This is a genomic window from Streptomyces sp. DH-12 (assembly GCF_002899455.1).
Taxonomy (GTDB): domain Bacteria; phylum Actinomycetota; class Actinomycetes; order Streptomycetales; family Streptomycetaceae; genus Streptomyces.
On sequence record NZ_PPFB01000001.1, the window covers coordinates 3,560,890 to 3,572,681 of the forward strand.

The 11,792-nt window shown below is 72.9% G+C and carries 12 protein-coding genes; 7 read left to right on the plus strand and 5 right to left on the minus strand.

Features of this window, described 5'->3' with window-relative positions; translation table 11 throughout:
* Window positions 1-2: 2 nt before the first annotated feature.
* A complete protein-coding gene (locus C1708_RS14810) occupies window positions 3-1,154 on the minus strand; it encodes an NADH-quinone oxidoreductase subunit D (protein ID WP_106413122.1) in 1,152 nt (383 codons plus the stop codon).
* Window positions 1,155-1,185: 31 nt separating this feature from the next.
* Between C1708_RS14810 and C1708_RS14815 the strand changes: the two genes are divergently transcribed.
* Both C1708_RS14815 and C1708_RS14820 read left to right on the plus strand, forming a co-directional pair.
* Complete coding sequence (locus C1708_RS14815; protein ID WP_106413123.1) at window positions 1,186-1,740, plus strand: PH domain-containing protein; 555 nt, start codon at window positions 1,186-1,188, stop codon at window positions 1,738-1,740.
* Window positions 1,737-3,071: a PH domain-containing protein gene (locus tag C1708_RS14820; protein ID WP_106413124.1), complete on the plus strand. Its 1,335-nt coding sequence runs from the start codon at window positions 1,737-1,739 to the stop codon at window positions 3,069-3,071. The genes C1708_RS14815 and C1708_RS14820 overlap by 4 nt, the downstream gene beginning before the upstream one ends.
* Window positions 3,072-3,149: 78 nt before the next feature.
* Here C1708_RS14820 and C1708_RS14825 read toward each other — a convergent pair whose 3' ends face one another.
* Window positions 3,150-4,415: a hypothetical protein gene (locus tag C1708_RS14825; RefSeq protein WP_106413125.1), complete on the minus strand. Its 1,266-nt coding sequence runs from the start codon at window positions 4,413-4,415 to the stop codon at window positions 3,150-3,152.
* A gap of 578 nt (window positions 4,416-4,993) precedes the next feature.
* Between C1708_RS14825 and folP the strand changes: the two genes are divergently transcribed.
* The 5 genes from folP to C1708_RS14850 all read left to right on the plus strand — a co-directional run bounded on the left by folP (window position 4,994) and on the right by C1708_RS14850 (window position 8,166).
* The gene (gene folP / locus C1708_RS14830) at window positions 4,994-5,902 is read left to right on the plus strand and encodes a dihydropteroate synthase (RefSeq protein ID WP_106413126.1); all 909 of its coding nucleotides are present in this window, start codon (window positions 4,994-4,996) and stop codon (window positions 5,900-5,902) included.
* Complete coding sequence (locus C1708_RS14835) at window positions 5,899-6,402, plus strand: nuclear transport factor 2 family protein (protein WP_106413127.1); 504 nt, start codon at window positions 5,899-5,901, stop codon at window positions 6,400-6,402. The genes folP and C1708_RS14835 overlap by 4 nt, the downstream gene beginning before the upstream one ends.
* Window positions 6,403-6,653: 251 nt before the next feature.
* On the plus strand, window positions 6,654-7,013 hold the full coding sequence (gene folB, locus C1708_RS14840; RefSeq protein ID WP_106413128.1) for a dihydroneopterin aldolase: 360 nt from the start codon (window positions 6,654-6,656) through the stop codon (window positions 7,011-7,013).
* Window positions 7,010-7,621 (plus strand): 2-amino-4-hydroxy-6-hydroxymethyldihydropteridine diphosphokinase, encoded by a 612-nt coding sequence (folK, locus tag C1708_RS14845; RefSeq protein ID WP_106413129.1) that lies wholly within the window; start codon window positions 7,010-7,012, stop codon window positions 7,619-7,621. Before folB ends, folK begins: the two co-directional genes overlap by 4 nt.
* Window positions 7,622-7,677: 56 nt before the next feature.
* Window positions 7,678-8,166, plus strand: a complete 489-nt coding sequence (locus C1708_RS14850; protein ID WP_106413130.1) for a DUF3180 domain-containing protein — start codon at window positions 7,678-7,680, stop codon at window positions 8,164-8,166.
* Between the two features lie 63 nt (window positions 8,167-8,229).
* Here the strand turns inward: C1708_RS14850 and folE are convergent, their stop codons facing one another.
* The 3 genes from folE to hpt form a co-directional block, all read right to left on the minus strand.
* Window positions 8,230-8,835 (minus strand): GTP cyclohydrolase I FolE, encoded by a 606-nt coding sequence (gene folE, locus C1708_RS14855; protein WP_106413131.1) that lies wholly within the window; start codon window positions 8,833-8,835, stop codon window positions 8,230-8,232.
* Between the two features lie 140 nt (window positions 8,836-8,975).
* The gene (gene ftsH / locus C1708_RS14860; RefSeq protein ID WP_106413132.1) at window positions 8,976-11,015 is read right to left on the minus strand and encodes an ATP-dependent zinc metalloprotease FtsH; all 2,040 of its coding nucleotides are present in this window, start codon (window positions 11,013-11,015) and stop codon (window positions 8,976-8,978) included.
* Between the two features lie 188 nt (window positions 11,016-11,203).
* Window positions 11,204-11,764, minus strand: coding sequence for a hypoxanthine phosphoribosyltransferase (gene hpt, locus C1708_RS14865; protein WP_037933814.1), 561 nt, complete (start codon window positions 11,762-11,764; stop codon window positions 11,204-11,206).
* Window positions 11,765-11,792: the final 28 nt, after the last annotated feature.

An 11,792-nucleotide genomic window follows, 5' to 3' on the forward strand; every position in this document is an offset into this window, starting at 1 on the left:
GGCTACTTGTCGATGTCGCCGACGACGAAGAACATCGACCCCAGGATCGCCACCATGTCCGCGACCAGCGTGCCCGGCAGCAGCTCGGCGAGCGCCTGGATGTTGTTGTACGACGCCGAGCGCAGCTTCAGCCGGTACGGCGTCTTCTCGCCCCTGCTGACCAGGTAGTAGCCGTTGATGCCGAGCGGGTTCTCGGTCCACGCGTACGTGTGGCCCTCGGGCGCCTTGAGGACCTTCGGCAGCCGCTGGTTGACCGGGCCCGGCGGCAGCTCCGCCAGCCGGTCGAGGCAGGCGTCGGCGAGGTCCAGGGCGTTGTGCGTCTGCTCCAGCAGGCACTCGAAGCGGGCGAGGCAGTCGCCCTCCTCGCGGGTGACCACCTTCAGGACGCCGCCCAGCTCGCCGTAGGCCAGGTACGGCTCGTCGCGGCGCAGGTCGAAGTCGACGCCCGAGGCGCGCCCGATCGGCCCGCTCACCCCGTACGCGTGCACCGCCTCCGGGGACAGCACGCCGACGCCGCGGGTGCGGCCCCGGAAGATCTCGTTGCCGAGCACCAGGTCGTCGAAGCGGTCCATGCACGCGCGCACGTCGGCGACCGCGGCACGCGCGCGTCCCGTCCAGCCCGCCGGGAGCTCCTCCTTGAGGCCGCCGACGCGGTTGAACATGTAGTGGATGCGCCCGCCGGAGGCCTCCTCCATGACGTGCTGGAGCTTCTCGCGCTCGGTGAAGGCGTAGAAGATCGGGGTGATGCCGCCGAGCTCCAGCGGATAGGAGCCGAGGAACATCAGGTGGTTGAGCACCCGGTTCAGCTCCGCGAGCAGCGTGCGCAGCCACACCGCGCGCTCGGGGACCTCCATGCCGAGCATCCGCTCCACGGCGAGCACCACGCCCAGCTCGTTGGAGAACGCCGACAGCCAGTCGTGCCGGTTGGCCAGCATGATGATCTGCCGGTAGTCGCGGGCCTCGAACAGCTTCTCCGCGCCCCGGTGCATGTAGCCGATCACGGGCTCCGCGCGGACGATCCGCTCACCGTCCAGCACGAGCTTCAGCCGCAGCACGCCGTGCGTGGAGGGATGCTGCGGGCCGATGTTGAGCACCATGTCGGTGCTCTCCGCCGCGCCGCCGATTCCGACCATGGTCTCCGTCGTAGGAGTCATGGACACAGTCTGTCCTACGTACGCTGGCCCCATGGAGACGGGGAGCCCGCACGACACGGGGACAGCGGACGCGCCGAAGACGCCCGGGACGGCGGACGTGCCGGCGGCGGACGGCGGCACGGCGGAGCCGGAGTGGCGTGCGCTGCCGCCCGGACTGCTGAAGATGCGGCGGCTGCTGCTGGTGGTGTGGCTGGGGCTGCTGACCCTGGCCGCCGCGCTGGTGCCGGGCCTGCTGGCGGGGCCCGGCTGGGGCGCCTTCGCGGTGCTGCCGCTGGCCCTGCTGCTGTGGGGCTGGGTGATGCTGGAGCGCAACTGGCGCTCCTGGCGGTACGCCGAACGCTCCGACGACCTGCTGATCAGCCGCGGCGTCCTCTGGCACGAGGAGACGGTCGTGCCGTACGGGCGGATGCAGCTCGTGGAGGTCACCTCCGGGCCCGTCGAGCGGCACTTCGGGCTGGCCAGCGTGCAGCTGCACACGGCCGCCGCGGCCACCGACGCGACCATCCCCGGCCTCGATCCGGCCGAGGCGGAGCGGCTGCGCGACCGGCTCACCGAGCTGGGCGAGGCCCGATCGGCGGGGCTGTGACCGCGCCCGGCGTCCAGGAGGACGTACGCGACCGGCCGCCGGTGACCGAGCGGCGACTGCACCCCGTCACGCCGCTGAGGCGGGCGTGGGCGCCGGTGGCCGTCCTGATGGGCTGGGCGGTGCACGACCCCGACGGGGCGCAGCGCCAGCTCACCCGGCTGACCACGACCACGCTGCTGGTCGGCCTCGGCGTGCTCATCCCGGCCGCCGCCCTCTACGGTTTCCTGAGCTGGTGGTTCACCCACTTCGCGGTGACCGACACCGAACTGCGGGTGCGCACCGGGCTGCTGTTCCGGCGCACCGCGCACATCCGGCTGGAGCGCATCCAGGCCATCGACGTCACCCAGCCCCTGCTCGCGCGGGTCGCGGGCGTGGCGAAGCTGAAACTCGACGTCGTGGGCGCCGACAAGAAGGACGAGCTCGCCTTCCTCGGGGCCGGCGAGGCGCGGGCGCTGCGCGCGGAGCTGCTGGCGCGGGCGGCCGGGTTCGCCCCGGAGACCGCGCACGAGGTGGGCGAGGCGCCCTCCCAGCAGATGCTGCGGGTGCCGCCGGGCGTGCTCGCCGTCTCGCTGCTGCTGACCGGCGCGACCTGGGGCTGGCTGGTGGTCGCCGCCGTCGCGCTGCCGCTGTTGTGGACGGCCACCCACAGCCTGTGGACGGTGCTCGCGGCGGGCGTGCCGATGCTCGGCGCGGCGGGCGCGAGCAGCGTGGGCCGCTTCGTCGCCGAGTACGACTGGACGCTGGGCGAGTCGCCCGACGGGCTCCGGATCGACCACGGGCTGCTGGACCGGGCGCACGAGACGGTGCCGCCGGGCCGGGTGCAGACCGTGCGGCTGATCGAGCCGCTGCTGTGGCGGAGGCGGGGCTGGGTGCGGGTCGAGCTGGACGTGGCGGGTTCGTCCAACTCGCTGCTGCTGCCGGTGGCCCCGCGCGCGATGGCCGAGTCGGTCGTCGCGCGCGTCCTGCCCGGGGTGACCGTGCCCCCGCCCGAGGCGCTCTCCCGCCCGCCCCGACGCGCGCGGTGGTGCGTGCCGGTGTGGTGGCGGGGCTACGGACTCGCCGTCACGGACGCGGTGTTCGCCGCCCGGCGCGGTCTGCTGCGGCGCAGCCTGTCGCTGGTCCCGCACGCGAAGGTGCAGAGCGTCCGGCTCGCCCAGGGACCGTGGCAGCGGGCGCGCGGGGTCGCCGACGTCCACGTGGACACCGGCGCCAACGGCACCGTGACGGCCCGGCTGCGCCCCGCCGACGAGGCCGCCGCCCTGCTGCACGCCCAGGCGGAACGGTCCCGCACCGGGCGCAGGGACGCCCTGCCGGACCGCTGGATGGCCTGACAGGCGCGCCGCGCACGGCGAAGGGGCCCCCGCCCGGGCGGGGGCCCCTTCGCCGGTCCGGGCGGTGTTCCGGCCGGTTCAGGAAGCCGCGCTGCGCAGCCCCTGGACGTCGATGTGCTCGGTCTCGTCGTGGGCCGTCAGGTCGATGACCTGACCGGCGCCGCGCGTCTCCTCGTCGGCCGGCTTGTACCGCGCCTCGGCCTCCGCCTTGTGCAGCGCGAGCGCCTCCTGGCCGACGACGTCGGCGAGGTCCTCGTTCTGCACGGCGTCCAGGGCGGAGCGCTGAGCGTCCTTCTTGGTGCCGAAGAAGTCGAACCCGCCCTCCGACACCGGCTGGCGCACGGGCTGCGTCGGCGGGACGACCGCCACCGCGGTCGGCACGGTGAAGTGCCCGGAGGGCTGCCGCACGGCCGGGCCGGCGGAAGCGGCCGGCGCGGTGGGGGCGGCCGCGCGCTCATAGGCGCCGGCCGCCCGCGTCTGCCCTCCGGCCCCGCCCTCCCGCGCCGGATCGGGCCTGGGCCGCTTCGTCGGCTCCGGCCCGTCGTCCTCGGGGGTGCCGCCGCCCTGGGGGGCGGTGCTCCTCGGGGCGTCCCCGGCCTTCCCGGCCCCGGGGGCGCTCTCCTCGCGCGCGGCCGGGACGGAGGCCTCCGCGTCCGTCCCCTCCGCCGCGCCGGAGTCCGTCTCCCCGGCCTTCGCCTCGCGCCGCCCGGCGAACCGCGCCAGCGCCGCGCCGGCCCGCAGGTACAGCGTCGAGCCCTCCGGGGAGAAGACACCGGGGGTCCTCGCCTCCCGCTCGGCGCCCTCCGTCCGCTCGGCGTCCGCCGTCGTCCCCGCCACCGGCTCGGCGGCGGTGGGCTCCGGCGCCTCGGCGGTCACGGGCTCCGCGCCGGGCGTCGCGGGCGCGCCCGCGGGCAGGGCGCGTGCCGGGACGGCCGTCTCGATCTCCAGCACCCGGCGCTCCTCGAGCACGTTCGCCCGGTCCGCCTCGGCCGCCGCGTACCGGCGCAGCAGCGCGGCGTGTTCGTTGCGCAGGCCCGCCAGTTCCGCGCGCTTGGCGCGCAGCCGCTGCTCCAGCTTCGTGCGCAGCTCGCGCGACTCCTCGAGGTCGGACTCGAGTTCGGCGACCCGTTCCTCGAAACGCCACTCGTCGCTCGCCCGCGCGCGCGTGAGGTCGGCGACGCGTTTGCCCGCCTGGGTGTCCCAGTGGCGCATCACGACGGCGCCCGCGATCGCCGTGGCCGCGGCGGCCGCGGCCACGAGACGGAGCACCACCGGCTGCGTGAACACCCAAGGCGCCAGGGCGCAGACGACGGAGACGCCTGCGATCGCCGACGGGGGCAGCATCCTGTGCAGAGGCGGGGAATGACGGTGACGTCCACGTGGCATGGCCAGAAACTTACCGCGCGTAGGCAAATGATGGTGCCCCGCCCCGCAAAAAGAAACCTACACGCGATGTTTCACAGCCCGTCAGCGATGCGGGCCGCGCGTGAATAGGCGGACACCGAATTTCCGTCAAGATCATTCATGGGCCCGTGCGGCACGCAACTCGCCCTCCGCGCATTCGCCTTGTCCCGCCCCCGCTGCCGCCGGGCCTCCCGCCCCGGCCGCCCTTGCCACGGGGGCGTCCCCCGCGCGCACCGCTCTTCGATTCCGCCCGCCGGCGCCCTTCCGTCCCGCCCCTCCGATCCGTTTCGGCGCCCCTCCCGGGACCACTCCCCCGTGCGCCCGCCTTCCGCCGGAGATCCGCTTGTCCCCCTCCCGCCGGGAACCCCGTTTCCGGCCCTTTCCCGCTCTCCCCGGTCTTCCGCGCGTCCCCCTCACGGCAATGCGGCCCGAAAGGCTCCGCCAATCCCCGCCGCCGCGTTTCCCGCGCGCCGGGCCCGTGCGGCACCGCGCACCCTCCCGGGGCCTACGCTGAACGTATGAGCAATCACAGCGGACGCCGCCAGGTCGCGGGCCTCCCCCACTGGGACCGGTGCGCGGTCATGGGAGTCGTGAACGTCACCCCCGACTCCTTCTCCGACGGCGGCCGCTGGTTCGACACCACGACGGCCGTCAAGCACGGCCTCGACCTGGTCGCGCAGGGCGCCGACCTGGTGGACGTCGGCGGCGAGTCCACCCGCCCCGGCGCCACCCGCGTCGACGAGGCCGAGGAGCTCAGGCGCGTCATCCCGGTGGTCCGGGGCCTCGCCGCGGAGGGCGTCACCGTCTCCGTCGACACCATGCGCGCCTCCGTCGCCGAGCAGTCGCTCGCGGCCGGCGCCGCCCTGGTCAACGACGTCAGCGGCGGCCTCGCCGACCCCGCCATGATCGGCGTCGTCGCCGCCGCCGAAGCCCCGTTCGTCGTCATGCACTGGCGCGGCTTCCTGGAGGGCGACACCGTCCGGGGCGTGTACCACGACGTGGTCACCGAGGTCGCCGACGAGCTCCACGCGCGCGTGGAGGCCGTCCTGGAGGGCGGCATCGCCCCCGACCGCGTGATCGTCGACCCCGGCCTCGGCTTCTCCAAGGACGCCGAGCACGACCTCGCGCTGCTCGCCCGCCTCGACCGCCTCCTGGGCCTCGGCCGCCCCCTCCTCGTCGCCGCGTCCCGCAAGCGGTTCCTCGGCCGGGTGCTGGCGGGCCCCGGCGCCCCGCCCCCGCCCGCCCGCGAACGCGACGCGGCCACCGCGGCCGTCTCCGCCCTGGCGGCCCGGGCGGGCGCCTGGGCGGTGCGCGTGCACGACGTCCGGGCCAGCGCCGACGCCGTACGGGTCGTCCGCGCGATAGCGGCGGCGTGCCCCGACGACGCGTCCCCGTCCCCCGAGCACGGTGCGGAAGGAGCCCGGTGACCGCACCCCACACCGACGTCGAGCAGGTCGAGGCCGCCAACACCGCCTTCTACGAGGCACTGGAGAGGGGCGACTTCGAAGAGGTCGCGTCGGCCTGGCTCACCCCCGCCGACCTCGGCGTCGACGAGTCGTACCACGACCCGGCCGACACCGGCGTGGTCTCCTGCGTCCACCCCGGCTGGCCGGTGCTCACCGGACGCGGCGAGGTGCTCCGGTCGTACGCGCTGATCATGGCGAACACCGACTACATCCAGTTCTTCCTCACCGACGTGCACGTCTCCGTCACCGGCGACACCGCCGTGGTGACCTGCACGGAGAACATCCTCAGCGGCGGCCCCGCCCCCGAGGACGGGGAGGAGCTGGGACCGCTGGTCGGGCAGCTCGTCGTCGCCACCAACGTGTACCGGCGCACCCCGTCCGGCTGGAAGCTCTGGTCCCACCACGCCTCCCCCGTCCTCGCCGAGGAGGACGACGCCGAGGACGACGAGACGCCGCCGTGACCCGTACGCACGGACCCGGCGGCCCCCGGGACGTGGCGCGGAACCCACCCCGCCCGCCACGGCCGCCCCACCGGCCCGTGAGCGCCCCGCCCCCGCGGGGCAGACGTACAGGGGGGACGGCGACCCCGTCCGGCGGTCGCCGCCCCGGACCGCCGGGGCCGGCGCCCGCCGCGGGTAGATTCGAGGCCGGGCCGGTGTGCCGTCCGCAAGGGCACCGACCGGCCGGACCGACGACAGCAGGAGTGATTCGTGTGGATCGTGTCGCGCTGCGCGGCCTGAGGGCCCGCGGGTACCACGGTGTGTTCCCGAAGGAGCGCGAGGAGGGCCAGACCTTCCTCGTGGACCTCGTCCTCGGCCTGGACACCCGCCCGGCCGCCGCCGACGACGACCTGACGAAGACCGTGCACTACGGCATCGTGGCGGAGGAGGTGGTGGCCGTCGTCGAGGGCGAGCCCGTCAACCTCGTCGAGACCCTCGCCGAGCGCATCGCCCAGGTCTGCCTGAAGCACGACGTCGTACGGGAGGTCGAGGTCTGCGTCCACAAGCCGGACGCGCCGATCACCGTGCCCTTCGACGACGTGACCGTCACCATCACCCGGAGCCGCGTATGACCAGGCCGTCCACCAGGGGCCACACCGACCCGACCGTCCAGCCCGTCCCCGCCTCCGTGGTCGAGCAGGTGGACGCCGCCGACGCCACGCTGCAGAACCCCCGACAGGCCGTGGTCTCCCTCGGCGCCAACCTGGGCAACCGCCTGGAGACCCTCCAGGGGGCCGTGGACGCCCTGGAGGACACCCCGGGCATCCGGGTCAAGGCGGTCTCCCCCGTGTACGAGACGGAGCCGTGGGGCGTCGAGCCCGGCAGCCAGCCGTCCTACTTCAACGCGGTCGCCGTGCTGAGGACCACCCTGCCGCCGTCCTCCCTGCTGGAGCGCGCCCAGGCGGTCGAGGAGGCCTTCCACCGCGTCCGGGACGAGCGCTGGGGCCCACGCACCCTGGACGTCGACATCGTCTCCTACGCCGACCTCCACTCCGACGACCCGCGGCTCACCCTCCCGCACCCGCGCGCCCACGAGCGCGCCTTCGTGCTCGCCCCCTGGCTCGACATCGAGCCCGCCGCGGAGCTCCCGGGACACGGCCCGGTGGCCGAACTGCTGGACGCGGTCACCCGGGAAGGCGTCACGCCGCGCGCCGACCTGGAACTCCGGCTGCCCGAGTAGCCGTTAAGGTCGAGGACGGCCAGGGGCCACCGGCCCGGGGAACGCGAAGGGACACCGTGAAAGAGCTGCGCATCAGGGTGCTGGCCGGCGTCTTCGTCGTCGCCGGCGTCCTGTCCTGGGCCGGGGCCCGCCTGTGGAACGCGGTGGGGACCCTCCCGAGCGTGCCCGTGGCCGCGCCCGTCGTCCTCGCCCTGATCGCCGTGGTCCTGGCGGCCACCGCGCTCTCCCTGCGCGCCCGGCTCAAGGCCCAGCGCGAGCGCCGGCCCGACGCCAAGGGCGTCGACCCGCTGATGGCGGCGCGTGCGGTGGTCTTCGGACAGTCCAGCGCGCTGGTGGCGTCCCTCGTCGCCGGCCTCTACGGCGGCACGTTCGTCGTGCTGCTGGGGTCCCTGGACGTCCCCGCCCGCCGCGACCAGGCCATCTACGCCGGGTTCTCCGTGGTGGCCGGCATCGCCGTCATAGCGGCGGCCATCTTCCTGGAGCGCGTCTGCCGGCTCCCGGACGACGAGGACGACGACACCCCGGGCACGGCCCCGGCGAGCTGAAGCGCCGCACGCGAAAGGGGGCACGGTCCGCCTGGACCGTGCCCCCTTTCGCCGTCCGCGGGCTCAGCGCGCCATGATCAGGCTCATCGCCTCGTTACGGGTCGCCGCGTCCCGCAGCTGGCCCCGCACCGCCGAGGTGATCGTCTTGGCGCCGGGCTTGCGGATGCCCCGCATCGACATGCACATGTGCTCGCACTCCACGACCACGATGACGCCGCGCGGCTCCAGGATCTCCATCAGGGAGTCCGCGATCTGCGTGGTGAGTCGTTCCTGCACCTGCGGGCGCCGGGCGTAGACGTCCACGAGCCGGGCCAGCTTGGAGAGGCCGGTGATCTTCCCGCTGGTCGACGGGATGTACCCGACGTGCGCCACGCCCCGGAACGGCACCAGGTGGTGCTCACAGGTCGAGTACACCTCGATGTCCTTGACCAGCACCATCTCGTCGTGGCCGAGGTCGAAGGTCGTCGTCAGCACGTCCTCGGGCTTCTGCCACAGCCCCGCGAAGATCTCCCGGTACGCTCTCGCCACGCGCGCCGGCGTCTCCTGCAGGCCCTCACGGTCCGGATCCTCGCCCACCGCGATCAGCAGTTCGCGCACGGCGTTCCGCGCCCGCTCCTCGTCGAACTCACCGATGGGGGCTATGCCGTCCAGCGTCACGGGGTCGGTCATGGATGCCTCGTTCCTGTGCCTGCACGCGTGACGGGCACGCGTCTCGAACCGCGGGTTACGCAAAATGCCGCGCCCCCCAGGCTAGAACCAGGGGGACGCGGCATCCATTCCGGGCCCGCAGGGGCTCCGGGAGCCTCGGATCAGCTCTCGGGGCGCTCCTCCGGGGTCCGCTCCGGCTGCGGAGCGGGGTCCGTCGTGGCGGTCTTCGCGGTGGAGATGGCCGGCGTGGCGCCGTTCGCCCCGTTCGTCAGGGCCAGCTCCTTGGGGGAGAGGACCGGCGGGCGGGTGGACGGCGTACGGCGCGAGGAACCGGTCCAGGCGGGCCTGGGCGGGCGCTTCACGATCGGCGCGAAGATCTCGGCGATCTCCTCCTTGCCCAGCGTCTCCTTCTCCAGGAGGGCCAGGACCAGGTTGTCGAGGACGTCGCGGTTCTCGACGAGGATCTCCCACGCCTCGTTGTGCGCGGTCTCGATGAGCTTCTTGACCTCTTCGTCGACCAGCGCGGCGACCTCTTCCGAGTAGTCGCGCTGGTGAGCCATCTCACGGCCGAGGAACGGCTCCGAGTTGTCGCCGCCGAACTTGATGGCGCCGAGCCGCTCGGTCATGCCGTACTGCGTGACCATCGCGCGGGCCAGGCCGGTGGCCTTCTCGATGTCGTTGGCGGCGCCGGTGGTCGGGTCGTGGAAGACCAGCTCCTCCGCCGCGCGGCCGCCCAGCATGTACGCCAGCTGGTCCAGCATCTCGTTGCGCGTGGTGGAGTACTTGTCCTCGTCCGGCAGGACCATGGTGTAGCCGAGGGCGCGGCCCCTCGACAGGATGGTGATCTTGTGGACCGGGTCGGAGTTCGGTGAGGCCGCCGCGACCAGGGCGTGTCCGCCCTCGTGGTACGCGGTGATCTTCTTCTCCTTGTCGGACATGATCCGGGTCCGCTTCTGCGGGCCCGCGACGACGCGGTCGATCGCCTCGTCGAGCATCTTGTTGTCGATCAGCTTCTGGTCGCTGCGCGCGGTGAGCAGCGCGGCCTCGTTCAGCACGTTGGCCAGGTCGGCGCCCGTCATGCCGGGGGTGCGGCGGGCGACGGCGCCGAGGTCGACGTCCGGGGCGACCGGCTTGCCCTTCTGGTGCACCTTGAGGATCTCGAGGCGGCCCTGCATGTCCGGGCGGTCCACCGCGATCTGGCGGTCGAAGCGGCCGGGACGCAGCAGCGCCGGGTCGAGGATGTCCGGGCGGTTGGTGGCGGCGATGAGGATCACGCCGCCCTTGACGTCGAACCCGTCCATCTCGACGAGCAGCTGGTTCAGCGTCTGCTCGCGCTCGTCGTGACCACCGCCGAGGCCGGCGCCGCGGTGGCGGCCGACCGCGTCGATCTCGTCGACGAAGACGATCGCCGGGGCGTTCGCCTTGGCCTGCTCGAACAGGTCACGGACACGGGAGGCGCCGACACCGACGAACATCTCGACGAAGTCGGAGCCGGAGATCGAGTAGAACGGGACGCCCGCCTCGCCCGCGACGGCGCGCGCGAGCAGGGTCTTGCCGGTTCCGGGCGGGCCGTAGAGCAGCACGCCCTTGGGGATCTTGGCGCCCACGGCCTGGAACTTCGCCGGCTCCTGCAGGAACTCCTTGATCTCGTGGAGCTCCTCGACGGCCTCCTCGGAGCCCGCGACGTCGGCGAACGTCGTCTTCGGGGTGTCCTTGGTGATGAGCTTCGCCTTGGACTTCCCGAAATTCATGACGCGGGAGCCGCCGCCCTGCATCTGGTTCATCAGGAACAGGAAGACGACCACGATGAGGACGAAGGGGAGCAGGGACAGCAGAATGCTCACGAAGGGGTTCTGCTTCGACGGCGAGACCGTGTAGCCGTCAGGGATCTGCTCGTTCTGGAATTTGTCCTGCAGCGTGCTGGCGATGGTGACGCCCTGGTCGCCGATGTAGCTCGCCTGGATCTTCGAGCTGCCCTCGACCTCCTGGCCGTCCTTGAGCTGGACCTTGATGGTCTGCTCGTCGCCGGTGGTCAGCTTGGCCGACTCGACCTTGTTCTCATTGATCGCCTGGACGACCTGGCCCGTGTCCACCGTCTTGTAGCCGCCGGACGAGCCGACGACCTGCATCAACACGACCACGGCAAGGACGGCCAGCACGATCCACATGACCGGCCCACGGAAGTATCGCTTCACGTCCATCCATACGGAGCGGTGCCGCCCCGTCCCTCCTGCCATAGTGAGTTTGATAAAGGCTGTTCTTCGGACGGTACCCCAGCATCGGCCCCCGACGCTGCGAGGGACGGCCGGCAATGGCGTCCACGCATGCTCCAACGCCACGGAGCCCGCCGGGGTTCCCGATCATGTACGGCGGCCGGGCCGCCCTACGTTCACCCGCCGTAGACGTGGGGCGCGAGCGTCCCGACGAACGGCAGGTTGCGGTACTTCTCCGCGTAGTCCAGGCCGTAGCCGACGACGAACTCGTTGGGGATGTCGAAACCGACCCATTCGACGTCGATGGCGACCTTGGCGGCCTCGGGCTTGCGCAGCAACGTGCACACCTTGAGGGAGGCGGGCTCGCGCGAGCCGAGGTTGGAGATCAGCCAGGACAGGGTCAGTCCGGAGTCGATGATGTCCTCGACGATCAGGACGTGCCGGCCCTTGATGTCGGTGTCGAGGTCCTTGAGGATCCGCACCACGCCGGAGGACTGCGTGCCCGCCCCGTACGAGGACACGGCCATCCAGTCCATCGTGACGGGGGTGGACAGCGCCCGGGCGAGGTCGGCCATCACCATCACCGCGCCCTTCAGCACGCCGACGATCAGGAGATCCTTGCCCGCGTACTCCGCGTCGATCTTCGCCGCGAGCTCCACCAGCTTGGCGTCGATCTCTTCCTTGGTGATGAGCACCTTCTCGAGGTCGGCACCCATGTCTTTCGCGTCCACCCGCATCACTTTCGGTCGTCCCACCGGCCGGTCC

Coding starts and splice junctions, on each gene's coding strand:
- C1708_RS14810 (WP_106413122.1), bottom strand. CDS start 1,154: ATGACTCCTACGACGGAGACCATGGTCGGAATCGGCGGCGCGGCGGAG.
- folE (WP_106413131.1), bottom strand. CDS start 8,835: ATGACCGACCCCGTGACGCTGGACGGCATAGCCCCCATCGGTGAGTTC.
- C1708_RS14815 (WP_106413123.1), top strand. CDS start 1,186: ATGGAGACGGGGAGCCCGCACGACACGGGGACAGCGGACGCGCCGAAG.
- hpt (WP_037933814.1), bottom strand. CDS start 11,764: ATGCGGGTGGACGCGAAAGACATGGGTGCCGACCTCGAGAAGGTGCTC.
- ftsH (WP_106413132.1), bottom strand. CDS start 11,015: ATGGACGTGAAGCGATACTTCCGTGGGCCGGTCATGTGGATCGTGCTG.
- C1708_RS14825 (WP_106413125.1), bottom strand. CDS start 4,415: ATGCTGCCCCCGTCGGCGATCGCAGGCGTCTCCGTCGTCTGCGCCCTG.
- folP (WP_106413126.1), top strand. CDS start 4,994: ATGAGCAATCACAGCGGACGCCGCCAGGTCGCGGGCCTCCCCCACTGG.
- folK (WP_106413129.1), top strand. CDS start 7,010: ATGACCAGGCCGTCCACCAGGGGCCACACCGACCCGACCGTCCAGCCC.